A 24,481-nucleotide genomic window follows, 5' to 3' on the forward strand; every position below is an offset into this window, starting at 1 on the left:
AAGTGCGGGTCACGACATTCCTCCTGGGGTTTCGACGATCACGGTGGTCGCCTTGACCACCGCCACGGCGACCTTCCCGGGCTCGAGCCCGAGTTCGGCCGCGGATTCACTGCTCATCAGCGAGACGACGGTGAAGGGGCCGCACTGCATCTGCACCTCGGCCATCACCTTGTCGGCGGTCACCTTGGTGACCAGGCCGACCAGGCGGTTGCGGGCGGAGCTGCCCACGCCGAGCGGGTCCGGCGGGGGCGTCGCGTGCTCGCGGGCGAAGTCGGCGAGGACCTTGCCGTCGATGACCTTGCGGCCCGACGCGTCCTTGGTGGCGGCGAGGCTGCCGCCGTCGATCCAGCGACGGACGGTGTCATCGCTGACCCCGAGCAGCGCGGCCGCGTCCTTGATTCGTATCGACGACATGAGCATTCCCGTCTGTGTTTCTTATCTGCGTCCTCAAATTCACTCTAGATCGGTGAATGCGGAAATGCAGCCCAAGATCATCCGTGTTTGCGTATCCCTCGCTTCAGTGCTGGGCGGGGAGAATCCCGGATTCTTCAAAGGCTGTGGTGTCGGCTCCGGTATTCCTAGACTGGACGGTGCGGTGAGACGTCCGTCGCGCCGCGGTGGCACGACCGAGGTCGAGGAGCACCCGTGGCTGGAGAAACCGCGTCGGAGCAGGCTGGCGTGAAACAAGACGTGTTCAACTACGTCATCGTCGGGGCGGGTAGCGCCGGATGCGTGTTGGCGGCCCGCCTGACGGAGGACCCGAGTGTCTCAGTGCTGCTGCTCGAGGCGGGTGGCGAGGACGACGCCGACGAGATCAAGATCCCGGCGGCCTTCCCGACCCTGTTCAAGACCAAGTGGGACTGGAATTACGAGACCACCCCGCAGAAGCACCTGGACGAGCGCCGCGCGTACTGGCCGCGGATGAAGGCGCTGGGTGGCTGCTCGTCGATGAACGCGATGATCTACATCCGGGGCAACCGCGCCGACTACGACGGCTGGCGAGATCAGCACGGTGCGCTGGGCTGGGGATACCAGGATGTGCTGCCATACTTTGTTCGCGCGGAACACAATTCGCGCCTGTCGGGCCCGTATCACGGCACCGACGGCCCGCAGCGGGTGGAGGACCGCCGCTACACGCACGAGCTGACCGACGCCTGGGTCGCCGCCGCGGTGTCGGCGGGGATCAAGCCGACCGAGGACTTCAACGGCGCCGAACAGGAGGGGGCGGGCCGATACCAGGTCACCTGCCACAAGGGCAGGCGCTGGTCCACCGCCGACGGCTACCTCAGGCCCGCGCTCGGGCGGCCGAACCTCACCGTGCGTACCGGCGCCCACACCACGCGGGTGCTGCTGCGAGGAGACCGCGCCGTCGGCGTCCGTTACCTGCGCGGCGGTGTCGAGGGCACCGCCCATGCGTCCGTCGAGGTGATCCTGAGCGGCGGGGCCATCAACAGCCCACAGCTGCTGATGCTCTCCGGCATCGGCCCCGCCGGGCACCTGCGTGAACTGGGCATCGACGTGGCGGTGAACCTGGCGGGGGTCGGGGAGAACCTGCAGGACCACCCGGTCACCCCGATGCTGTGGAACACCAGGAACACCACCGATCTGGCCGACTTCTCCACCCCGCTTCGGCTCGCGCAGTGGCAGGCCACCGGGCGCGGACCGCTGGCGTCCAATGTCGGCGAGGGCGGTGCCTTTTTCGCCAGCCGCGACGGTCTCCCGGCGCCGGACCTGCAGATCCTGGTGGCGGCCTCGGGCTTCTACGACAACGGCCTCCGGGAACCGGTGGGCAAGAGGTTCACGGCCGGGGTCACCCTGGTGGACGTCGCGAGCCGCGGCCGGCTGCGGCTACGTTCGGCGGACCCGCTGTGGCGGCCCCAGATGGATCCCGCGTACTTCGAGGAGCAGGCCGACATGGATGCGATGCTGGCCGGCTGCAGGCGCGCCGTCGACATCGCCGGTGAGTCCGCCATCGCGGCGTTTCTCGAGGGGCCGAGTCTGCCGATCCGGATGGACAGCGACAGCGATCTGGCCGATCACATCCGCGCCTGGTGTCAGACCCTCTACCACCCCGTTGGCACCTGCGCGATGGGCGACGGCGAGGACTCCGTGGTGGATTCGCAGCTGCGCGTGCACGGGGTCGAGGGGCTGCGGGTGGTCGATGCCTCCGTGATGCCGACCGTGCCCCGCGGCAACACCAACGCCCCCACGATCATGGTCGCCGAGAAGGCCGCGGACCTGATCCTCGGCAAGCCCCCGATCGGCACACCGCTTCCGCGATGACCATCTCTCCCACAACCAGATTCGAGGACACCACATGACCACGCTCGAGACCGACCCCACGACCGATGCGGGCGCCACCTTCGACTCGTTGAATCCCGGGACGGGTGAGGTCGTCGGCACCTATCCCGTGCAGGACGCGGAGGCGGTCGCCGCGACGGTCGAGCGCGCGCGGGCCGCGGCGAAGTGGTGGTCCGGGCTGAGCTTCGCGCAGCGCCGGACCCACCTGGACGCGTGGGCCGGAGTGCTCACCCGCCGGATCGCCCAGCTGGCCGAGGTGATGCACGCCGAGACCGGCAAGCCGCATTCCGATGCCCAGCTGGAGGCCGTGATGGCCATCGGCCATCTCGCCTGGGCGGCCAAGAACGCACCGAAGGTGCTGGGGCGCAAGCGTGTTCCGTCGGGCCTTGAGATGATCGACCACGCCGCGAGCGTGGAGTACCTCCCGCTCGGGGTGGTCGGCGTGATCGGGCCGTGGAACTATCCCGCGTTCACGCCGATGGGCTCGATCGCCTACGCGCTCGCGGCGGGCAACGCGGTGGTCTTCAAGCCCAGCGAGTTCACCCCGGGTGTCGGGGCCTGGCTCGTCGACACCTTCACGCAGGTGGTTCCGGATCAGCCGGTGCTGCAGCTGGTCACGGGCCTCGGACCGACCGGGGAGGCGCTGTGCCGCTCCGGGGTCGACAAGCTCGCCTTCACCGGATCGACCGCCACCGGCAAGAAGGTGATGGCCGCCTGCGCGGACACCCTCACGCCCGTGGTCATCGAGGCGGGCGGCAAGGACGCACTGCTGGTGGACGCCGATGCGGACCTCGATGCAGCCGCCGACGCGGCGCTGTGGAGCGGGATGTCGAACGCGGGGCAGACCTGCGTCGGCACCGAGCGGGTGTACGTGCACGAGCGGGTGTACGAGCCGTTCCTGGCCAAGCTCGTCGCGCTCGCCGATGGCGTGCGGGCGGGCACCGATCCCGAGGCGAAGATCGGCCCGATGACCATGCCGACCCAGTCCGCGGTGGTACGCAGCCACGTGCTCGATGCCATCAAGCGGGGCGGCCGCGCGGTGGTCGGTGGCCCGGACTCGGTGGGAGACAGGCTGGTCCAGCCGACCATCCTCGTCGATGTCCCGGAGGACTCGATCGCGGTCACCGAGGAGACCTTCGGCCCGACGCTGACGGTCGCCAGGGTGCGCGACATGGACGAGGCGATCGAGCTCACCAACGCCTCGCGTTACGGCCTGGGATCGGCGGTGTTCAGCAAGCGCCGCGGCACCGAGCTCGCCCGCCGGATCCGGTCGGGGATGACGGCGGTGAACTCGGTGATCGCGTTCGCGGCGATCCCCTCGCTGCCGTTCGGCGGGGTCGGCCAGTCCGGCTTCGGTCGCATCCACGGCCCGGACGGGCTCAAGGAGTTCACCTACGCGAAGGCCGTCGCCCGCAGGCGGATGCCCGCGCTGATGGCGCTGACCAGCTTCACCCGCACCGCCAAGACCGACAAGATCCTCGCCACCATCGTGTCGTTGCGGCACGGACGCGGGTGAGATGAACCGCCGTTCACGCCCCTGAAGGGTTACCCCTTCAGGGGTGCTGAGCGGGTACGTCCACCGGTGCGGTGGCTGTGTCTGCCTCGCCGCCTGTCGGTTCCACCGAGTCCGCCGGCTTGCGAACGAAGAGGCATACCGCGATCAGCACGAACGACAGGATCCCGGCGACGAGAAAGACCGCCCGCACACCCTCGACGATGGCCTCGGGTGAATCGGCTGGGTCGACGGATCGCGAGGAAACCACCGTCATCACTGTGACGAACAATGCCGTACCTGCGGCACCGGCAACCTGCTGGAACGTGCCAACAACTGCCGAACCGTGCGCGTAGAGGTGGGGGGCCACCGATCCCAATCCCGATGTCATGAGCGGTGTGAACGTCGCCGACAGACCAAGGCACAGAGCCATGTTCGACAACAGCAGCCACCACAGCGAGGTCGAAGTGCTCACCGCCGTCAGCATCCACACGCCGATGCTGACGAGGATCGATCCGGGGATGACCAGCACGAGTGGACCCCGCCGGTCGTAGATGCGGCCCACGATCGGTCCGGCGACACCCATGAGAAGGCCGCCGGGGAGGGTGATGAGACCCGTTTCGAACGGGTCGAGGTGAATCACCGACTGCGCGAAGTACGGGACGATGATGAAGGTGCCCATCATGGTTCCCATGCCGACCAGCATCGCGACAACAGAGATGGTGAACTGGCGGGATCCGAACACGCGTAGGTCCAGCAGGGCGCGGTCTTCGCGTTGCAGCCTGGACTGTCGGGCGATGAAGCCGAACATCGCGCCCGCACCGATGAGGAAGGGCAACCACACCGGGGTCGTCGAGGACCCTTGCGCCGATTCACCGATGCTCACCAGGCCGTACACGAGTCCACCGAATCCGAGTACCGCGAGTGGGACCGACAAGAGGTCGATGCGCGCCATCGTCGTCTCGGACACCGAAACGACGAATCGTGCGCCGATGACCAGCGTCGCCAACGCGAACGGGGCCACGAATCCGAAGATCCAACGCCACCCGAAGTGGTCGAGTATGAATCCCGACACCGTGGGGCCGAGGGCAGGCGCAACCGCGATCACGATGGAGATGTTGCCCATCATCGCCCCCCGGCGAGCAGGCGGTACGAGCGTCATGATCGTCGTCATCAGCAGTGGCAACATGATCGCCGTACCTGATGCCTGCACGATGCGGGCGATCAGCAGCACACCGAAGCCGGGTGCGGCGAACGCGATGAGAGTTCCCGCCGTGAACAGCGACATGGCGAGCGTGAACAGGGTGCGGGTGGGGATGCGCTGGATGAGATAGCCGGTGAGAGGGATGATCACCGCCATCGTGAGCATGAACGCGGTCGTGAGCCACTGCCCCACGCTCGGAGGTACGCCCAGTTCGACCTGCAGGACCGGGATGGCGATGGTCATCACCGTCTCGTTGAGGATCACCACGAAGGTGGCTACCAACAGGACACCGATCACCTGGAGGTGGCGCCGTTCGATTCGGTCGCCGACGACGACGCCATCGGTCTCGAGACGGGTGGACTCGGTCACGGTGGACCTTTCGGATGGTGGGAACTGGGGTCACCCCGGCGGCCGACGGAACAGGGTGGGGTGGTTATCGAACTTACTGGTCCGTCACGCTGCCTGCCACTCGATTTCGGTGCGTGATTCGTGACCATGATTCGATCATTCCTTGCGATCGGCGGAGGCGGCGCGCGCGTAGCCGCGGAGCAGCGGCCGCAGCAGGCGGAACAGCTCGTCGGGTGACTCGTCGAGGTAGAAATGATCGCCCTCGAGGATCTGCGGGTCGGTCGGGTGGGTCGTGTGCCGGCTCCAGGCGCGGAGGTCGAGCTCGCCGACCAGCGGATCCGCATCGGCCCCGAACAGGTGCATCGGGCAGGCCAGCGGCGCCTCGCCGGGATCCCGGTGGTCCGCGCACATCCGGACGTCGTCCCGGATCACCGGCAGCGCCGCCTCCAGCCAGGCGGGCCATCCGAGGATCTCGGCGGGCAGCCCACCGATGGCGGTGAGGAACCGCGCGAGCAGGGCGTCGTCCAGATGGTCGATCGGCGGTAGCGGCGCAGGGAGGTGCGGGGCCGCGTACGCCGAGAGCAGCAGCGCCTCGGGCCGCCGATGGCCGCCCGCATCGCGACGCCGTGCCAGCCGGTACGCGACGAGTGCGCCCATGCTGTGCCCGAAGAACACGTATGGGCCAGAGAGGTGTTCGGCGAGATGGTGTTCGAGATCGTCCAGGAGCAGGTCGAGGTCGACGAACCGTTCGTGTTCCGCGCGTCTGCCCCGTCCCGGCAGGTGCACGGGCACGACGGTGACGTGCGGGCCGAGGGCGCGATGCCACGCCCGGTACATCGACGATTCGCCGCCCGCGTGATGGAAGCAGAACATCCGCAGCGCCGTGTCGGATCCGACCCCGTCCTCGAGATACGGCGTCAGGGGCGCGGTCTCCATGATCAGTGCCCCTCTTCCAGCAGGGCGAGCTCCTCGGCCGTGGTCTTCACGGTGTAGCGGATCTGATCCTCGGTGTGGCAGGACGTCACGAAGAAGCGCAGCCGAGCCTGATCCTCCGGCACCGCCGGATACAGGATCGGGTTGACGTTGATCCCCCGGGTGAGCAGCGCGTTGGACAGCTTCAGGGTCTTGATCGAATCGCCCACGATGCAGGGGATTATCGGGGTGTCGCAGCTGTCACCGGTGTCGAGCCCGGCCTCGACGGCCTGGGTCAGGAAGAGCCGGGAATGTCGGTGCAGGCGCTCGAAAAGCTCTGGCTCGTTACGCATCTGCCGCAGGGCGGCCAGCGAGGCGGCGGCGTTCGACGGTGTCATGCCGACGCTGTAGATGAACCCGGGGGTGGTGTATTTGAGGTACTGGATCAACGCGCGGCTGCCGGCCACGTAACCCCCGCACCCCGCCAGGGCCTTCGACATCGTGCCGGACCACAGCTCGACGTCGGCGCGGTCGACGGCGAAGTGTTCGCCGATACCGCCGCCGGTGGCCCCCAGCACCCCGATGCTGTGTGCCTCGTCGATCATCAGCAGGGCGTGATGCTTGCGCTTGACCGCGATCACGGCGGGCAGATCCGGGATGTCCCCGTCCTGGCTGTACACACCCTCGATGAGGATCAGCACTCGGCGGAACCGCGGCCGGATCTCGGTGAGGATGGCGTCGAGGGCAGCGTGATCGTTGTGCGGGAACGATCTTCGGGTGGCACCGGAGAGTTTGCAGCCCTGCAGGATGCTGTCGTGGGCCAGGCTGTCGTGGATGACGAGGTCGCCCTCGCCGACGAGGTGACCGATCACGGTCACGTTGGTGGCGTGGCCGCTGACGAGCGCGATGGCGTCCTCCGTGCCGAGCAGCCCGGCGAGCTCCGCCTCGAGTTGCCCGTGCAGGGGCTTCTCCCCGGAGATCAGCCGGCTGGCCGAGCAGGAGCTGCCGTAACGGGCGACCGCGTCCTGTACCGCGGAGACGACGCGTGGGTGGCCGGACATGCCGAGGTAGTTGTAGCTGGAGAAGTTGAGGACCTCCTGCCCGTCGATGATCGAGGTGTCCCTGGTGATCCCGTCGTTGACCAGGAAGTACGGGTTGGACAGGCCGTTGGCCTCGCCGAGAGTCAATCGCTCGGCGATCTCCCTGACCTCGGGGAACTGCTCGATGAGGTAGGTCTCGGTCGCGATCTCGTCAGTTGCCGCGTTCGGTGGGACGACGGGACGTGCGGACCCGGTATCAGCCGCCTTGTCCGGCGCCGCCGGGGCGGGCGCAGCGCCGAGCTGCGCGGACACCATGGCCACCAGATCACCGACTGTGCTGGTCGGCGAGAACCAGGCGGGCTCGGCGGTGAGTTCGGGGAACCTGCGCGCCAGCCCGGACACCAGGTCGGCCACCATGATCGAGTCGAACCCGAGCTCACCGGACATCGTCTGGGAGGACCGCAGCGTGTCGGCGGAATAGCCTGCGATCCGGGCGATCTCGGCGCTGACCACGGCGGTGACGGTGTCGGAGGTGACCTCGCGTGCCGGAGTCACGGCGCTCGCCTGCGGCCGGATCGCCGCGGCGGCGGTCACGGTGTCGGGCGCGGCGCCCGGTGCCGCCGGGCCGGACTGGGCGGCGAGCAGTGCGGTCTGCTCACGGAAGAGGGAGATCAGGTTGTCCATGGTGGTGTCCTCGCTGCGTACGGATATGGGGGCATCGGCGGGTGACTCTTGTTCCGGTGCTGTCGAATTCGTCAATGAAACGGACGCGCCGGGCGTCCAGTAGCGGTGGGTGGTGTCGAAGTCGTAGCCGCCGAGCGCCGTACGAACCCGCTGTGCCGGTTCGTACAGGGCATCCCAGTTCGGGTTGTGGCCGTCCCGGTACAGGGCCGCGACGACCTCCGTGAGCTCGCGCCCCGTCGCCGCCGGACCCGGGCAGGGAACGAGGCAGGTGAGTTCGGGGTTGGCGCGGGCGACCATCGGTGCGAGTACGCGCCTCGGTCCGAGCTCGATCAGGTGGGTGGGGCCGCTTTCCAGCCCGGCCGCCAACGCATCGCCGAACCGGACCGTCCCGCGGATGTGCTCGGTCCAGTAGTCGGCGTCCATCGGATCGCCGAGGTCGAGGAGGCCCCCGCGCAGGGTCGAGTAGACCGGGATGCGGGGCGGCTCGAAGGTGCAGTCCGCGGCGACGGCGCCGAACGCGGCCACCATCGGCTCCATCAACGGGGAATGGAACGCGTGGGAGACGGACAGCGTCCGGACGGATACGGAGCGGGCGGTGAGTTCCTCGGCGATCCGCGCGAGGGTCTCGGCGGCGCCCGAGAGCACCAGCTCGCGTTGGCCGTTGACGGCGGCGACCGCCGCCATGGGCTCGTCCGCGAGGAGGTCGGCGACCTCCGAAGCGGCGGCGCGGACGGCGAGCATGGCGCCGCCGGCGGGGAGCTGCTGCATGAGCCGTCCCCGGGCGACGACCAGCCGGCAGGCGTCGTCCAGACCGAACACCCCGGCGAGCGTCGCGGCCGCGTACTCGCCGATGCTGTGGCCGATGACCCACGACGGTTCGACTCCGGAATCGGTGAGTGTGCGTGCCAGCGCGTACTGCACCGCGAAGATTGCCGGCTGTGCGTGCTCGGTCCGGTCGAGGTCCTCCCCGCCCAGCACCAGGTCGCGGATCGACCGGCCCAGGTGCGTCGTCATCCGCTCGTCCACCTCGGCGAGCGCGCGCCGGTAGCTCCCGGACTCCGCATACAGCGGGCCGGACATGCCCCGGTACTGCGATCCCTGGCCGGTGAACAGCCACCCGGTGCTCACTCCCCCGGCCAGGCCCGCCGCGGCGGCGAACCGGCCGTCGTCGGTGACCAACTCGCGTAGGTCCGAGATCGCCTGGTCGCGGTCCCGCACCGGCAAGGCCAGGCGATGGCGCCCGGACGACTTGACCTCGTTGCTGGACCAGCACATCTGCGCCAGTCGTCCATCGGGCAGTCCGGCGAGATCATCGGCCATCCGGGCCACGTTGCGCCGCAACCCGTCCCGGCTCGCCGAGGACACGGTCAGCACGCCCCCACCGGGGCATTCGGACGCCGGTGCGCGTTCGGGCGCGCTACCCAGCAGCAGGTGTGCGTTGGTGCCGCCGATGCCGAAGCTGCTCACGCCGCCGTAGACCGTGCCCTCGGGCAGGGGCAGCGCCTCGGTGAGCAGGCGGAGGCCGTGGTCGGTGAGGCGGAGGCGTGGATTCTCCTGTGCGGCAAATCGACTGGGTGGCACCATGCGGCGGTGCAGGCTCAGTGCCGCCTTGATCAGTCCGGCGACACCGGCGGCGCCCTCGGTGTGGCCGAGGTTGCCCTTGATCGAGCCGACCGCGCAGGGCTGTGACCGCGGCACCGCATGCAGATGGCCGAGTGCCTTGGCCTCGATCATGTCGCCGAGCACGGTCCCCGTGCCGTGGGCCTCGACGAAGGCGACCTGCTCGGGTCGCACGCCCGCGCGCCGGTACGCCTCGCCGACGACCTGCTGTTGCGCCCAGCGGTTCGGCGCGGTGATCCCGTTGCTGCGGCCGTCGGAGTTGACCGCGCTGCCCTTGATCACCGCATAGATCGGAAGTCCCTCGCGCCGAGCGTCATCCAGGCGTCGCAGCACGAGCACGGCGACACCCTCGCCTCGGCCGATGCCATCGGCGTTCTCGCTGAACGGCTTGCAGCGCCCGTCGGGTGCGGAGAGCCCGGCTTGGGCGTAGAAGACGTTGAGGGTGGGTGTGAGGATGATGTTGACACCCCCCGCGAGGGCCTGATCGCACTCGCCTGCCCGGAGGGCCGCGCAGGCCATGTGGACGGCGACCAGCGAGGACGAGCAGGCGGTGTCGACCGCCACGCTCGGTCCCCGCAGGTCCAGTTGGTAGGAGATCCGGTTTGCGGTCATGAAATATCCATTGCCGGAACCGAGTTGGGGTGTGATCTTCGCGTAGTCGCTCAGGTGCAGGTTCGCCCATTCGTTCGCCATCACACCGACGTACACACCGGTGTTCGAGCCGGCTTGGGCGCGCGGATCGAGCGTGGCGTCCTCGAACGCGCGCCAGGCGGCCTGCAGCAGCAGTCGCTGCTGCGGATCCATCGCCTCGGCCTCGCGCGGGGGGATGCTGAAGAACTCGGGGTCGAAGGCGTCGGCGTCGCTCAGGAAGCCGCCGCTCGTGTTGTTGACCCTGCCGGGGCCGCCCTTCGGGTCGTAGAAGTCGTCGGCGTGCCACCGCTGGGCCGGGACCTCGGTGATGCCGTCCCCGCCGTCCATCAGCAACGCCCACAACGCTTCCGCGTTCGGGGCCTGCGGGAATCGGCAGTCGAGTCCGACGATCGCGATGTCGGTCATGATGCCGCTGCTTCCGGCGCGAGCTCGCTCGCGAGGTATCCGGCGATCTCCGCGATCGTGGGGTAGTCGAAGACCAGGGTGGCGTCCGCGGGGATCCGCCACCTTTCCTCGACCTCGCCGCACAGGCTCAGCGCGGATACCGAATCGATCCCGATCTCGGCGAGGGGCGTCGTCGGATCGATGTCCGGGGCGGGGACGTCGAGGTAGCCGGCGACCCGCTCGACGAGCCAGCGCGTTATCGGCGCGAGAGCGGCGGCGGTGGGGGTGGAGATTGTGGTGGACATGGGGGTACTCCTCGTGGTTCCGGGGGTGGGTGGCAGCGGACAGCGTTTACGCGGCGCCGCGCAGCCGTTGCACGGTGGTGGCGATGTCTTCGTGGAGCAGCGCGTGGATCCTGTTCTCCAGGAATGACTTGCGCATCAGGCGGCGCTGAACCTTGCCGCTGGTGGTGCGGTGCACCCCGCGGCGATCGACCAGGACCACATCGGGTGCGGGCACCTCGAAGTGTCGGGACACCGCGACCTTGATCAGCGACGTGACCTCGGCGAGGGTGATGCCGTCGAGCAGCGCGGTCCTGACCTCCTGGATCACCAGTAGCCGCTCCTGCCGTCCGGCGTCGATCGAGAGCGCCACCCCGGCGGTCCCGGCGAGCGCGGGGTGAACGTCGCGGACGACCTCCTCGATGTCCTGGGGATAGAGGTTGCGCCCGTTGATGATCAGGAGATCCTTCAGCCGGCCGGTGACGAATATGTGGCAGTGGTGGCGCAGGCCGAGATCCCCGGTACGCAGGTACGTCCCCTCCCCCGCCAGCTCGGCCCCGAACGTCTCCGCGGTCTCCTCCGGGCGGTTCCAGTAGCCGGCGGTGACGCTCGCGCCCCGAACCCAGATCTCGCCGACTCGATTGTCCGGCAGCGCTATTCCGGTGTCGGGGTCGACGATGCGGATATCGAGATCCCGCGGGGGTCCGCTGCTGACCAGCCGGACGCCGGTGCCGTCGGTGGTCAGTACGGCCACATTGCGTTCCAGGGCCGCCGCGTCGACGTCGATGCGGACCGGTGGTTCGCCGGCCCGGCTCGCGGTGGCGAGCAGCGTCACCTCGGCCATGCCGTATCCAGTGACGAACGCGTGCGGCGGGAAGCCAGCGGTCCCGAGCCGCTCGATCACGGCGTCGAGGGTGCGGGATCGGATCGGCTCCGCACCGTTGAGGGCAACCCGGAGCGAGGACAGGTCGAGGCCGGCCAACTGCTCGTCGGTCGCGCGCCGGGCGACCAGCTCGTAGGCGAAGTTCGGCGCGACGGTGAACTCGGCGCGGTACCGGTCGATCAACTCCAGCCAGCGGACCGGGCGCTTGAGGAAGGCCAGTGGGGAAATGAATGCGGCATCGGCCCCGGCATAGAGGGGCAGCAGCATCGAGATCAGGCCCATGTCGTGGAAGTGCGGAAGCCAGCTGACCCCGGTCGCGGCGTCGTCGAAGCCGACCGTCGCCGAGATGGTCGCCTCGTTGTGCAGCAGGTTGCCGTGGGTCACCATGACGCCCTTGGGTTCACTCGTCGAGCCGGACGTGTACTGCAGGAAGGCAACCGTGCGTCCGTCGAGATCGGGCATCCGCCACGCGTCGGCGTCGCCCAACTCATCGGCGTCGGTGCTCACGCAGGACACCGTCTCTGCGCGGCCGTTGTCGGCGATCCACGCGGTCAGGAGCTCGGCGTAGGCGGAGGTGGTGAGGACGAGGCCGATGTCAGCGTCGTCCAGCACCCCGGCCACCCGCTGCGTGCTCTGCTGGTCGTGTGGCAACGGGGCGGGCACGGCGACGACCCCCGCGTACAGGCAGCCGAGGAAGGCGGGCAGGAAATCAATGCTGTCCAGGTAGAGCAGCAGGACCGGCCGGTCGGCCTCCGGGCGCTGCGACAGCCAGGCTGCCGTTGCCCTGGCCCTGCGGTCGATCTCGCGAAAGCTGAGAACCTCCTCGACCAGGTCGAGCCCGACCTCGCGGTGGTAGGTGTAGGAGCGGGTGTCGCCGTGGGCGCCGACCTGGGCGCGGACGTGTGAAACGAAATCGGGGTACACGGGGGCTCTTTCCTCGGGGTGCACGATGCGGTCGAACGACGAGTTCGGGGTGCGCTGGGAACGTCCTCAACACTTGTTGGCCGCGGCTCCGGTGACTACGGACCCTTGGGGTGGTGCGACGGACCCCCGGGTGTGGGCATTTCTCACCAAGGAAGGCCCGAGACGTCACCCCGACGGGCGCAATCGGCGCGGCGGACGCAAACTAGGACGATGGCCGCCGATCCCGGATTCATCCCGACCCAGCTCGCGGCCCGGGCCGCATACCTGCTGCGCGGCAACGACCTGGGCACCATGACCAGTGCGGCGCCGCGCCTGTACCCGCACATGTGGAGCTGGGACGCGGCGTTCGTCGCGGTCGGGCTGGCGCCGCTGAGCGTGGAGCGGGCCGTCGTCGAGCTGGACACGCTGTTGTCCGCGCAGTGGGGCAACGGGATGATCCCGCACATCGTGTTCGCGAACGGCGTCGACGGGTACTTCCCCGGGCCCGCGCGGTGGGCCTGCGGCGAGCTGGCGGCGACGGCCCCCGTCGTCCCCCAGACCTCGGGCATCACCCAGCCGCCGGTGCACGCGATCGCGGTCCAGCGCATCCTCGACCACTCCCGCAGGCACGGTCGCAGCACCCGGGCGGTGGCCGAGGAGTTCCTCGACCGGCGCTGGGGCGATCTGGTGCGCTGGCACCGGTGGCTCGCGACCGCCCGCGACCCGAAGGACAACGGACGGATCAGCCTGTACCACGGCTGGGAGTCCGGCATGGACAACTCGCCGCGCTGGGATGCCGCGTACGCGAACGTCGTTCCCGGACAGGTGCCGCCCTACCTGCGCGAGGACACCGCGATCATCTCCGACCCCACGCAGCGGCCGTCGAACGCCGAGTACGACCGCTACCTGTGGCTGCTCGAGGAGATGAAGCTGGCGCGCTACGACGACGCCGAGCTGGCCTCCACGATGAGCTTCGCCGTCGAGGACGTGTTCGTCAGCGCCGTGTTCTCGCTCGCCTGCGACGTTCTCGCCACCATCGGCGAGGAGCATTCGGCGCCGAAGTCCGACGTCCGGGACCTGCGGTACTGGGCCGAGAAGTTCCAGCGGGGCACCATCGCGACCACGGACCCGCGGTCGGGCGCCGCCCGCGACTTCGACCTGCGGTCGGGGCGCTGGATCCCCACCGAGACGCTCGCCATGTTCGCCCCACTGCTGTGCGGCGGGCTGGACCGCGACGCCGAGCGCGCGCTGGTGCGGATCTTCGAGGGACCGCGGTTCTGCGGTCATCCGGATCTTCGGTACGCGGTGCCGCCGTCGACCTCGCCGGTCTCGGGCGACTTCCGGCCGCGCGAGTACTGGCGCGGCCCGGTGTGGCCGGTGATGACCTGGCTGTTCTCCTGGGCGTTCGCCCGCCGCGGGTGGGCCGAGCGGGCCCGGCACCTGCGGGCGGAGGGTCTGAGGCAGGCCGCCGACGGCAGCTTCGCCGAGTACTACGAGCCGTTCACCGGCGCGCCGCTGGGGAGCATGCAGCAGTCCTGGACCGCGGCCGCGGTGCTGGACTGGCTCGGCTGAACCCTCCAGCCGATTTCGTCTCGCTGGGCGGGAGGTCGGGATTCGGTACCCCGGGTGCGTCGGGTCAGGTATGACGTAGACCACACCGGACCGAAGGAGCAGGGCTGTGCGATTCACCTATGCCGAGGCCATGACCGACCCGGCCTTCTATGTGCCGCTCGCGCAGGCGGCGGAGGAAGCCGGCTATCACGGGATGTCGATCGCGGACAGCCTCTGCTATCCGAAGGAATCCGATTCGGTCTATCCCTACACGCCCGACGGAAGCCGGGAGTTCCTCGAGAACAAGGCGTTCGTCGAGGCGTTCGTCCTCGCCACCGCGCTCGGGATGGCGACGACCACGCTGCGGTTCACCACCTTCGTGCTGAAGCTGCCGATCCGTCCCCCGGTCCTCGTCGCCAAGCAGGCCACCTCGGTGGCCTACATGATCAACAACCGGCTGAGCCTCGGCATCGGACTGAGCCCGTGGCCGGACGACTTCGAGGTGCTCGGCGTGCCATGGGAGCGGCGCGGCAAGCGGACGAACGAGGCGATCGACATCCTTCGCGGTCTGGTGAGCGGTGACTACTTCGAGTACCACGGCGAGATCTTCGACCTGCCCGCGATCAAGCTGAGCCCGGTGCCGAGCGAGCCCATCCCGATCCTCGTCGGCGGGCACAGCGACGCCGCGCTCCGGCGCGCGGTGGTCCGGGGCGACGGGTGGATGCACGCGGGCGGCGGTGACGAGGAACTCGACGTCCTGCTCGCGAAGCTGCAGCGGATGCGCCGGGAGGAGGGCACGGAGAACAGCCCGTTCGAGATCCACGTGATCTCGCCGCAGGCCTACACGGTCGACGGGATCAGGCGACTCGAGGACAAGGGCGTGACCGACGTGATCGTCGGCTTCCGCGACCCGTACAGCGTCGCGCAGGACACGGAGCCGCTGGACCAGAAGGTCGCAGCCCTGACGCAGTACGCCGAGGCCGTGATGTCGAACTGCGGGTGACGCGCGCGGGCCGACGCCTAAAGTTCATCCTCGGTTTCGTGGTCGTGCCCGAAATATCGGTTTAGTCTCGGGCGATGACGTCGTCGAGTCGTAAGCGTGTCCGAGCCGTCACCCGCCTGGTCCCGGTGCTGATGGCCGGTGCCCTCGCCTTCGCCGTGCCTGGCACCGCGAGCGCCGAGCCGTACAACGGTCCCGACGTCGCCTCGTGGCAACACCCGGGCGGGTCGGGCATCGACTGGTTCGCCGTCCGCGCCTCCGGCCACGAGTTCGCGATGGTCAAGGCCACCGAGGGTCTCTGGTACGTCAACCCGTTCTTCGTGCAGGACGGGATCGGCATGCGCGCGGCCGGGATGTCCCGCGGCGCCTACCACTACGCCGACGTCCGGGAGTCGCCCGAGGCGCAGGCCGCGTTCTTCGCATCGACGTCGTTCCCGGTGATCGGGGGCGACGGACTGCCACCGGTGCTCGACATCGAGGACGCCAAGGGCCTGCCGCCCGCCGCGGTGATCGACTGGACGCGCCGCTACCTCAACTCCGTCCAGGCGCTCACCGGCAAGCAGCCGATCATCTACACGTACCCGAACTTCTGGCGCACCGCGATGGCGAACACCACGGAGTTCTCCAACTACCCGCTCTGGATCGCCGACTACAACGGCAGGAGTGAGCCCGGCCCGCTGCCCGGCGGCTGGCGGCACTGGACGTTCTGGCAGTACACCAGCACGGGCCGGATCCCCGGCGTGAACGGCAACGTGGACCTCAACATCTACGGCGGCGGCCTCGGCGACTTCGGCAGCTCGGCCAATCCGTTCGGTTCCTGAGGTCCCGTTCGGTTCCTGAGGTCCCGTTCGGCTCTGAGGCCCCCGTTCGGCTCCCGAGGTCACGGATAAGCCATCCGCGCAGCGCGATCGGCGGGTCCACCCAGTTCCCCCCGCTGACCGGGGGCGGATCAGCCGCAGATGGCCGCGTCCACGATCCCGTACACGGCGTCCTCGGAGTCGGGGCCGAGCCCGTTGGTCACCGACGCCTCCATCCGCCTGCTGCCGTCGAGGGTGGTGAAGGCGAGGGTGGTGTAGCCGGGGATGCCGCCGCTGTGACCCCACGCCGTCAACCCGCACGGGGTGTTCCTGGACTGGGCGCCCAGCCCGTATCCGTGCCCGTCGGTGATGGACCGGGCGGAGGTCAGCTCGGCGAGCTGGGCGGGTCGCAGGAGTCGCCCGTCGACCAGCGCGGTCAGGAAGAGGTCCAGGTCGGAGGTGGTGGAGATCATCTCACCGGCGGCGCCGCCCCAGCTCGGGTCGAGTTCGGTGGTGTCCACGGGCACCCCCGCGACCGGATGGTAGCCGCGGGCGTGCGGTGCGGGGATGAACACGCTGCCGTGCGGGGCGCTGGTCGCGAGCATCCCGAGCGGCGTGGTGATCCGAGTGGCGACCTCGGTGTCCCAGGATCGCCCGGTCACCTTCTCGATCAGCATGCCCGCCGCGATGTAGTTGGTGTTGGAGTACGCCCAGTCGGTGCCGGGCGCGAAGTCCAGAGGCTTGCTCGTCGACAGGTCCACCAGCTCTTGCGGGGTGTAGGGCCGGAACCGGATGCCGAGGAACTCGCCGTCGTCCAGCGGGAGGGAATCGGTGTAGTTGTACAGCCCGCTGGTGTGCTGCAACAGCATCCGGACGGTGATGGTGTCGCCGTCGGGCAGCAGGCCGGGCAGGTACCGCGTCACCGGCGCGTCCAGCTCGACCCGTTCCTCCTCCACCAGCTGCAGCAGCACGGTGGCGATGAACATCTTGGTCACGCTGCCGATCCGGAACCGGCCGTCGTCGGGAACCGCCCACGGCGTGCCGAGCACACTCGAACCGGCGGTGGCGGTCGCGGTCCGTCCGTCCCACGTCGTCCGGACCTGCACCCCGACCGCGCCGTTCGCGAGGATTCGGTCCATCGCCTGCTGCACCGCCGCGCCGTCGGCGGTAGCGGGTGCCTGGGGCTGCGCGAGCGCGGGCGTCGCGCCGACGAGCAGCGCGGTGACCGCGGCGGCGAGCCCGGAGGCTACGAGTCTGCTTCTCATGGTGGGGTTCTCCTCGATTGTCGCCCGATAACTCTCGGCACCGACGCTATTGACGCGCGACGGGTGCGACGATCCCCCTGACTACCGGATCTGAGGTACAGCCTGCCCCACCTCGGACACGAAAGGGCGCCCTCCGGAGAACCGGAGGGCGCCCAGGATTCGCGAGGGTCAGATACCGACCCGTCCGCCGCCCGACTTCCAGGCCGCGACGACCGAGGGCCGGGGCTGGCTGGTGCCGCCGTCGGGCCAGTGCGAGGCCGGCTTGTCGGCGTTGGCCCCGTCGAGCTCGCCCGGGTGCTGCACGCAGACCACGACGCGGGACTCGCCGATGATCGGTCCGCAGGTCTCGCCGCCCTTCGGCACGGTGAGGAACTGCTTGGTCTCGCCGCGCCGGTCGCCGTCGAGCACCACGCTGAACAGGCCGTCGTTCGACTTCAGCGCGTTGCCGTCGGTGGAGATCCACAGGTTGCCGTGCGGGTCGAACGCCAGGTTGTCGGGGCAGGAGATCGGGCTGACCTGCGTCTTGTCGAACCCGCCGAAGTAGGTGTCGGCGGCCGCGGGATCGCCGCAGACCAGCAGCAGGTTCCACGTGAAACCGGTCCCGGCGTGCTCGTCCTCGATCTCGAGGACCTGCCCGTTCTTGTTGTTGTTGCGGGGGTTCGGCTCGTCGGCGGCGGGCTTGCCCTCCTCGCCACGCTTGGTGTTGTTGGTCAGCGCGACGTACACCTTGCCGGTCTTCGGGTTCGGTTCGAAGTCCTCGGGGCGGTCCATCTTGGTGGCGCCCACCTTGTCGCCCGCGAGCCGGGTGAACACCGCGACCTCCTCCGCGCTCATCCCGTCGACCAGGGACTCGGCCTTGCCGTCCTCGCCGGTGCGCAGCAGCGGGATCCACTCACCCTTGCCTGCGAAGCGCCCGGAAGAGGGCAGCTTGCCGGAGCCGTCGATCTGGTCCGGCTCGTCGCCGGTCAGCTTGGCGACGTACAGCGTCCCGGCATCGAGGATGGTCAGGTTGTGCCGCATGCTGGATTGGCCGTTGCCGGGCATCATCTTTCGCGCGGACACGAACTTGTACATGTAGTCGAACCGCTCGTCGTCGCCGCTGTAGGCGACCACGGTGCCGTCATCGGTCACGTAGATGGTCGCGGCCTCGTGCTTGAACCGGCCCATCGCGGTGTGCTTGATCGGGGTGGACGCCGGATCCCACGGGTTCACCTCGACGACATAACCGAAACGGTTCGCCTCGTTCGGCTCCTGCACGAGGTCGAAGCGGGGATCGAAGCGCTCCCACTTCCGCTCGCTCGCCCCGCCCTCGATGCCGTACCGCTTCAGCCTGGCCGCGACGGTCGGATCGGTGACCTGGTCGGCGTTGGCGAAGTACTGGTTGAAGTTCTCCTCGCCGGAGAGCACCGTGCCCCATGGGGTGACGCCACCGGAACAGTTGTTGAGCGTCCCGGTCACCCGGGTGCCGGTGGGGTCGGCGGTGGTCTTGAGGAGGTCGCTGCCCGCGGCGGGCCCGGTGACCAGGAACTCCGAGTTTGCGGTGATGCGGCGGTTGTTCGGGCCGAATTCCGGTGTGAGCCTACCGGTTCCGGTCTCACCCTTGACCTGGACGACGGACAGGCCGTGCGCGGCGATCGCGGTCTGGAACTGCTCGAGGGTGGGGTTCTCGGGGTCGTAGCCGGTGAACATAAAGGGCTCGGTGGTGTACTCGTGGTTGACCACCAGCAGGTAGGTGTTCGGCTGGCCCTCGACGGGGAGCAGGCCGGCGAAGTCGTTGTTGAAGCCGAACTGCATCTCCTGCGCCTGCGGCGTCTGGTTGGCGAAGTCGAACGCGGGCGCGCCGGGCAGCACCGGGTCGCCCCAGCGGATCACGACGGCCTGCTCGTAGCCCTCGGGGACCACGACGGCGTCCTCGGTGTTCGGCGCGACCGCGGTGAACGAGGTGCCGGCCGGGGCCGCGCCGCCGCCCGCCGTCGCCGTCGTGGAGCCCCCGGCCGACCCGCTGCCGGAGTCGTCGGAGCACGCGACCAGCGCGCCGCCCGCACCGACCGCGAGCACCGCGACGGCGCCGGACTTGAGCAGCCCGCGCCGCGACATCGCGGCGCGCACGATGTCGCCGAAGTACTCACCGCCGGAGGTGTTGGGCACCTCGTGCGAGCAGGCATTGCCGCACTTGTACTGGCAGGTGATCGATGCCCGCGATGATTTGCCGTCGTGATTGACAAACAGCGCGAGGGGCTTCAGCTTCACGTGGTTCTCCTGGTCGAAGGTTCAACTCGGGAGACCGTAGAAGCAGTAAGCGAGGGCAAAGGAACGGCAAAGTGAACGACCGGACAATGAGCCGACCCTTAGTGCGGCTACAGCACCTGGGAGAGGAAGGCCTGCAGGCGCTCGGTCTGAGGGTCGTCGAAGAGCGCCTCCGGTTTGCCGGTCTCCACCACGACCCCGCGGTCCATGAACAGCACGGTGTCGGAAACCGAACGGGCAAAACCCATCTCGTGCGTGACGACGACCATTGACATGCCGCCGGACGCCAGGTCCGTCATCAGCGCCAGCACGCCCTTGACGAGCTCCGGATCCAGCGCGGAGGTGGCCTCGTCGAAGAACATGATCTCCGGCTTCATCGCCAGGGCCCGGGCGATCGCGACCCGCTGCTGCTGGCCGCCGGACAGGTTGCCCGGCCGGGACTGCGCCTTCTCCGCCAGACCCACCAGCTCGAGCTGTTCGAGGGCGACCGCGCGCGCCTGCTCCTTCGACAGCCCTCGCAGCTTTCGGGGACCGAGGGCGATGTTGTCGAGCACGGTGCGGTGCGGGAACAGGTTGAAGTGCTGGAACACCATGCCGATCCGCTGCCGCAGGGTGTCCGGGTTGTCGCGGAGCACCGACCGGCCGTCGAGCAGGATGTCGCCCTGTTCGGGCTCGTGCAGGCGGTTGAGCACCCGCAGCAGTGTCGACTTGCCGGAGCCGGACGGGCCGATGACCGAGGTGGTCTTGCCTGCGTCGACGTGGATGTCGACGCCGCGCAGCACCTTGTTCGTGCCGAAGGACAGGTGCAGGTCGGTGCCGGTGAGCGTCCCGGAGGTGGCTGGGGTTGTCGGTTCTGTCACGGGTCAGGACCTCTCCACGACGATCGACTGGTCCACCGGGTCGAGGGGATCGAGGGTGCCGGAGACGTCGGTTTTGCCGGTGCGCATGCGGTGGTCGACGTAGTTGACCAGGTGGGTGAGCGGAATGGTCAGCAGCAGGTAGAACACACCCGCCGCGAGGAGGGGTGAGAGGTTGCCGGTCTGCGCGGCGGTGTCCTGACCGACCCGGAACAGCTCACGCTGGGACGCGAGCAGGCCGAGGAAGTAGATCAGCGACGAATCCTTGATCAGCGAGATGAACTGGTTCATCAGCGCGGGCAGCACCCGCCGGACGCCCTGCGGGATCACCACCAGGGTCATCGCCCGGCGGTAGCTGAAGCCGATCGCGCGGGCCGCCTCCAGCTGCCCCGGCTCCACGCTCTGGATGCCGGAACGGAAGATCTCGCCCATGTACGCGGCCGCCATCAGGGACAGGGCCAGGATGCCCAGCGGGAACGGGCTTCGGTTGCCGGTGAGGTCGGTGATCGTCGGCCCGAGCCCGAGCCCGATGAGCAGGATCACGACGGCGGCGGGCAGCCCGCGGAAGACATCGGTGTAGGCCCGGGCGGGCCACCGGAGCCAGCGGGAGCGGGAGATCCCCGCCACCGCCAGCCCGAGCCCCAGGACGGTCCCGATCGCGCCGGACGAGCCGGCCAGGATCAGCGTGTTCGGCAGTCCGACCGTCAGTAGCTTGGGGACCGTCTCCCAGATCAGTTCCCAGTTGAAGAAGGTGTCGTAGAGCTGCGACAGATCGCTCATGCCGTCGGCAGCACCGAAGCCTTGCTACCGGGCTTCCAGTTCTCGGGGAGGGGGCGGTCCGGGTACCACTGCTTTTCGAGCGTGCCCCAGGTGCCGTCCGCGACGACTGCGTCCAGGCCGGAGTTCAGTGCGTCGATCAGCGGCTGGTTGTTCTTGGCGACCGCGTAGGCAGTGAAGTTGGTGGTGTTGATGGTGGTTTCGAGGATGGCGACGCCGTCCTCGGGCTTGACCTGACCGCTGGCCTGCTGGGAGGGGGCCACCCATGCGTCGACCTGGCCGGACTTCACGTTCGCGTAGGCGGTGTTGTAGTCCGGGAACCGGACCGGCTCGATGCCGAGGGTGTTGGTGACGTAGTCGTCCTGGACGGTGCCCTGCACGACGGCGATCCGCTGATCAGCCTTGAGGTCGGCGATCTTGGTGGTCGGCGAGTCGGTCTTGGCGACCAGCGCCATCTCGCCGAAGTCGTATCCGTTGGTGAAGCCGACGTTCTGGCGGCGCGCATCGGTGGTCGAGATCGAGGACGATCCGGCGTCGTACACCTTGTTGTTCACCGAGGCGAGCAGGCTGGCGAACTCGGTGGCCGCGAACTCGACCTTGAGGCCGAGCTTGCCGCCGATGGCCTTGAGCAGCTCGTTGTCGAAGCCGGTGAAGTTGCCGCTGGCGTCGATGAAGATGTTCGGCGGCGCGTCGGACAGCGTTCCGACGTACAGGGTGTCCGGCTTGATCAGGCCAAGCTTGCTCTTGTCGATCTGATCGAGCGGGGTGACGTCGGCGGTCGTGTACTTGTCGGTCGAGGCCAGGTCCGAGCCCTCCAGTGCGTTTTCGCCGGTACCGCCGGAGCTGTTGTCGGAGGAGCAGGCGGCCACGCCGAGCATCAGAGCGAGGGATGCGGCGACCGCGGCGAGCGCGCGGCCTCTGAATCGGCGACTGGTCAAGACCGTTCCTCCTGGTGCTGCCCCGCTGGATGTCAGGGACCGTTTTGCCCGGTTCGGAGGTGACCCGAACCGGGCCGGACGATTTTCGTCCCATGCAGGTTATCGCGCTCGGCGGTGCGGAACCGAGATTGTTTGCGGATTTGTAAATGGGGTCAGGCCAGGCCCTCGATCGGCTCGGGCATCCGGTCGGCGCGCCAGCGCAGCGCCTCCAGGACCGTGGACAGGTCGTAGTCGGGTCCGCCGGTACCGACGGTGAAGAGGGTGACGCCCGCGTCGAGAAAATCCTGCGCGGCCTCCGGGCCGGGCCAGGCGACCGACCGCTCGATCCGCGCGGGTTCGCGGCCGACGGCCGCGCAGTGCTCGGCCAGCACCTGCGACTTGTGCCGCAACGCGTCGAGGTCGGCGAAGCTGTGCCACACGTCGGCGTACTCGGCGACCAGGCGCAGCGTCTTGCGTTCGCCGCCGCCGCCGATGAGGATCGGGATGTGCCGGGTGGGGGCCGGGTTGAGCTTGTCCAGCCGTGCCGAGATCCGCGACAGGGTCTCGCCGAGCAGCTTCAGACGGTGCCCCGCGGTGCCGAACTCGTAGCCGTACTCGTCGTAGTCCTTCTCGAACCAGCCCGCCCCGATGCCGAGGATGAGCCGCCCGTCGCTGATGTGGTCGACCGTGCGGGCCATGTCCGCGAGCAGGTCCGGGTTCCGGTAGCCGCCGCCGCTGACCAGCGCGCCGATCTCCACCCGCTCGGTCTGCTCCGCAAAGGCGGCGAGCATCGTCCAGCACTCGAAGTGGGCGCCGTCGGGGTCGCCGTAGAGCGGATAGAAGTGGTCCCAGGTGAAGACGATGTCGACGCCCGCGTCCTCGGACCGCAGCACCGCGTCGCGGATCAGGCCGTAGTCGGGCGCGTGTTGCGGCTGGAGCTGGACGCCGATGCGAAATCCGTGGGTCATCTGCACTCCTGACTCGTCGAGGAAGGCCGGATCCCACGGTAGTCCGTAAGGGGCCGACCCCGCAGTCCTCCGCGACCGTTCGTGCGCAGCGCGTCAGAGCTGCGTTTCGCGCCGCGCCATCCGTGGCAGGCGAAGGAGCGGGAGCGACCGGTGGGTGGTGACGATCCAGGCCTCGTATCCGTTCAGCGCGAGCAGGACCGCGAGGACCAGCGCGGCGGTGGCGATGGCGGGCAGGAGCGGCGCCGCCACCGCGATCGCGCAGCAGGCGAGGGCCGCGGCGGACCGCTGCCCGGTGGCCGCCCCGAACATCCGCCACCGGGCGTAGCAGAACCCGAACAGGTACAGCGCCACGCCGGGCGCGAGCAGCAGCTCGGGGAACGAGTGCGGCACGGCCAGCGGATAGGCGAGTAGTTTCTTCAGGCCCACGGCGATCATGATGATCGCGGTGACGTAGATGAGGTGGGCGTAGCTGAAGACATCGGTGACGATGCGAGCCTGCTCGGGACTGTGCTCCAGGCTGTGGCGGACGGCGGGGGCCCCGTAGTGGAAGTACGTCCACCACAGCAGGACGATGATGAGGAACGCGAGCGCGAAGGCGGCGTAGGTGGGCCCGTCGAGGTCGATCCCGGCGGCCTGGCCGCCGACCGCGACCACCGTCTCGCCCAGCGCGATGATCAGGAACAGCCCGAACCGCTCCGGCAGGTGCGCGGTCTCGATGCGGAGGTGGTTCAGACCCGCGGGCAGCACCCGCGGGGCGATCAGCTCGATCAGGGCGGCCGCGGTCCACGCGGCGATCCGCCATGGCCCCTCGAGGAAGGCGCCGAGCAGGAACAGCGGAGCGGCGACGAAGGCCGCCACGGCGAAGGGCTCCAACCGGAGTCGGGCGGACCCGCCGGGAAGTCGGCAGGAGAAGGCCCACAACAGCAGTCGGAGCACGACATACCCGGCGGCGAAGACCAGGGCACGGTCGCCGAACGCGTCTCCCACGGCCACCGACATCAGGAGCCCGCAGCCGGCGACGCTGAAGAGCGCCACCCGGCCCAGCGCCCGATCCACGAGGTCACCCGCCCGGTTCGCCAGCAGCGTCGCGCCAACCCACCCCCACCACAGCGGCATGAACAGCAGCATCAGGCGAGCCGCCTCGCCGATGTCGTGGGCGCCGGCCAGGGCCGTGGCGATCTGGGTGACCGCGAAGACCCAGATCAGGTCGAAGAACAGCTCGGCCCACGCGACCCGCTGCTCGTGTGGAGGTTCGGTTGGAGCGTCGGCCACCGAATCGGCGCCGTCGAGTGCTGGCTGGTCCACGCGGTCTCCCCCATCGCCGACTGGTACGGCGACGAAGTTTAGGTGCCACTCATCCTGGGCGGCAACGGCACTCCGATTTGGCGGCGGACGCCTA

At 69.0% G+C, this 24,481-nt stretch carries 16 protein-coding genes and 1 pseudogene; 5 read left to right on the forward strand and 12 right to left on the reverse strand.

The window, feature by feature from the left end:
* Nucleotides 1–9: 9 nt before the first annotated feature.
* Nucleotides 10–414 carry a TOBE domain-containing protein gene (locus tag FCG67_RS04405; RefSeq protein WP_136907489.1) on the reverse strand — a complete coding sequence of 135 codons (405 nt, stop codon included), beginning with the start codon at nt 412–414 and terminating at the stop codon, nt 10–12.
* A 231-nt stretch (nt 415–645) separates the two neighbouring features.
* Here FCG67_RS04405 and FCG67_RS04410 point away from each other — a divergent pair, with 231 nt between their 5' ends.
* Entirely contained in the window at nt 646–2,283 is a 1,638-nt protein-coding gene (locus FCG67_RS04410) for a GMC family oxidoreductase (protein ID WP_246044838.1), read from the forward strand.
* 34 nt (nt 2,284–2,317) lie between these two features.
* Nucleotides 2,318–3,817, forward strand: a complete 1,500-nt coding sequence (locus FCG67_RS04415; protein WP_136907491.1) for an aldehyde dehydrogenase family protein — start codon at nt 2,318–2,320, stop codon at nt 3,815–3,817.
* Between the two features lie 37 nt (nt 3,818–3,854).
* Here the strand turns inward: FCG67_RS04415 and FCG67_RS04420 are convergent, their stop codons facing one another.
* From FCG67_RS04420 to FCG67_RS04440, 5 genes are all read right to left on the reverse strand, one after another.
* Nucleotides 3,855–5,366, reverse strand: coding sequence for an MDR family MFS transporter (locus tag FCG67_RS04420; RefSeq protein WP_246044840.1), 1,512 nt, complete (start codon nt 5,364–5,366; stop codon nt 3,855–3,857).
* Between the two features lie 135 nt (nt 5,367–5,501).
* Nucleotides 5,502–6,281 carry a thioesterase II family protein gene (locus FCG67_RS04425; RefSeq protein ID WP_136907493.1) on the reverse strand — a complete coding sequence of 260 codons (780 nt, stop codon included), beginning with the start codon at nt 6,279–6,281 and terminating at the stop codon, nt 5,502–5,504.
* A 2-nt stretch (nt 6,282–6,283) separates the two neighbouring features.
* A complete protein-coding gene (locus tag FCG67_RS04430) occupies nt 6,284–10,657 on the reverse strand; it encodes a type I polyketide synthase (protein WP_136907495.1) in 4,374 nt (1,457 codons plus the stop codon).
* Entirely contained in the window at nt 10,654–10,941 is a 288-nt protein-coding gene (locus tag FCG67_RS04435; protein WP_136907496.1) for an acyl carrier protein, read from the reverse strand. Before FCG67_RS04435 ends, FCG67_RS04430 begins: the two co-directional genes overlap by 4 nt.
* A gap of 46 nt (nt 10,942–10,987) precedes the next feature.
* The gene (locus FCG67_RS04440; protein ID WP_136907498.1) at nt 10,988–12,724 is read right to left on the reverse strand and encodes a fatty acyl-AMP ligase; all 1,737 of its coding nucleotides are present in this window, start codon (nt 12,722–12,724) and stop codon (nt 10,988–10,990) included.
* 210 nt (nt 12,725–12,934) lie between these two features.
* Between FCG67_RS04440 and ggh the strand changes: the two genes are divergently transcribed.
* The 3 genes from ggh to FCG67_RS04455 all read left to right on the forward strand — a co-directional run bounded on the left by ggh (nt 12,935) and on the right by FCG67_RS04455 (nt 16,075).
* Complete coding sequence (ggh, locus tag FCG67_RS04445) at nt 12,935–14,275, forward strand: glucosylglycerate hydrolase (protein ID WP_136907500.1); 1,341 nt, start codon at nt 12,935–12,937, stop codon at nt 14,273–14,275.
* 106 nt (nt 14,276–14,381) lie between these two features.
* A complete protein-coding gene (locus FCG67_RS04450; protein ID WP_136907502.1) occupies nt 14,382–15,257 on the forward strand; it encodes a TIGR03619 family F420-dependent LLM class oxidoreductase in 876 nt (291 codons plus the stop codon).
* Between the two features lie 74 nt (nt 15,258–15,331).
* Nucleotides 15,332–16,075 (forward strand): glycoside hydrolase family 25 protein, encoded by a 744-nt coding sequence (locus tag FCG67_RS04455; protein WP_246044842.1) that lies wholly within the window; start codon nt 15,332–15,334, stop codon nt 16,073–16,075.
* 128 nt (nt 16,076–16,203) lie between these two features.
* Here the strand turns inward: FCG67_RS04455 and FCG67_RS04460 are convergent, their stop codons facing one another.
* The 6 genes and pseudogenes from FCG67_RS04460 to FCG67_RS04490 form a co-directional block, all read right to left on the reverse strand.
* Nucleotides 16,204–17,316: a serine hydrolase domain-containing protein gene (locus FCG67_RS04460; protein WP_136907504.1), complete on the reverse strand. Its 1,113-nt coding sequence runs from the start codon at nt 17,314–17,316 to the stop codon at nt 16,204–16,206.
* A 168-nt stretch (nt 17,317–17,484) separates the two neighbouring features.
* The gene (locus FCG67_RS04465; RefSeq protein WP_136907506.1) at nt 17,485–19,566 is read right to left on the reverse strand and encodes a PhoX family protein; all 2,082 of its coding nucleotides are present in this window, start codon (nt 19,564–19,566) and stop codon (nt 17,485–17,487) included.
* Nucleotides 19,567–19,673: 107 nt separating this feature from the next.
* On the reverse strand, nt 19,674–20,423 hold the full coding sequence (locus FCG67_RS04470) for an amino acid ABC transporter ATP-binding protein (protein WP_136907508.1): 750 nt from the start codon (nt 20,421–20,423) through the stop codon (nt 19,674–19,676).
* A gap of 3 nt (nt 20,424–20,426) precedes the next feature.
* Nucleotides 20,427–22,075, reverse strand: a pseudogene (locus FCG67_RS25325) (ABC transporter substrate-binding protein/permease).
* 212 nt (nt 22,076–22,287) lie between these two features.
* Nucleotides 22,288–23,082: an LLM class F420-dependent oxidoreductase gene (locus FCG67_RS04485; RefSeq protein ID WP_136907514.1), complete on the reverse strand. Its 795-nt coding sequence runs from the start codon at nt 23,080–23,082 to the stop codon at nt 22,288–22,290.
* 93 nt (nt 23,083–23,175) lie between these two features.
* Nucleotides 23,176–24,387 (reverse strand): low temperature requirement protein A, encoded by a 1,212-nt coding sequence (locus FCG67_RS04490; RefSeq protein WP_136907516.1) that lies wholly within the window; start codon nt 24,385–24,387, stop codon nt 23,176–23,178.
* Nucleotides 24,388–24,481: the final 94 nt, after the last annotated feature.

This window comes from Rhodococcus oryzae (assembly GCF_005049235.1).
Taxonomy (GTDB): Bacteria; Actinomycetota; Actinomycetes; order Mycobacteriales; family Mycobacteriaceae; genus Rhodococcus_G; species Rhodococcus_G oryzae.

What these genes read in the sequence shown, in the direction of transcription:
- FCG67_RS04405 (WP_136907489.1), bottom strand. Translation starts at nt 414, where the DNA reads ATGTCGTCGATACGAATCAAGGACGCGGCCGCGCTGCTCGGGGTCAGC.
- FCG67_RS04455 (WP_246044842.1), top strand. Translation starts at nt 15,332, where the DNA reads ATGACGTCGTCGAGTCGTAAGCGTGTCCGAGCCGTCACCCGCCTGGTC.
- FCG67_RS04430 (WP_136907495.1), bottom strand. Translation starts at nt 10,657, where the DNA reads ATGACCGACATCGCGATCGTCGGACTCGACTGCCGATTCCCGCAGGCC.
- ggh (WP_136907500.1), top strand. Translation starts at nt 12,935, where the DNA reads ATGGCCGCCGATCCCGGATTCATCCCGACCCAGCTCGCGGCCCGGGCC.
- FCG67_RS04485 (WP_136907514.1), bottom strand. Translation starts at nt 23,082, where the DNA reads ATGACCCACGGATTTCGCATCGGCGTCCAGCTCCAGCCGCAACACGCG.
- FCG67_RS04425 (WP_136907493.1), bottom strand. Translation starts at nt 6,281, where the DNA reads ATGGAGACCGCGCCCCTGACGCCGTATCTCGAGGACGGGGTCGGATCC.
- FCG67_RS04415 (WP_136907491.1), top strand. Translation starts at nt 2,318, where the DNA reads ATGACCACGCTCGAGACCGACCCCACGACCGATGCGGGCGCCACCTTC.
- FCG67_RS04435 (WP_136907496.1), bottom strand. Translation starts at nt 10,941, where the DNA reads ATGTCCACCACAATCTCCACCCCCACCGCCGCCGCTCTCGCGCCGATA.
- FCG67_RS04460 (WP_136907504.1), bottom strand. Translation starts at nt 17,316, where the DNA reads ATGAGAAGCAGACTCGTAGCCTCCGGGCTCGCCGCCGCGGTCACCGCG.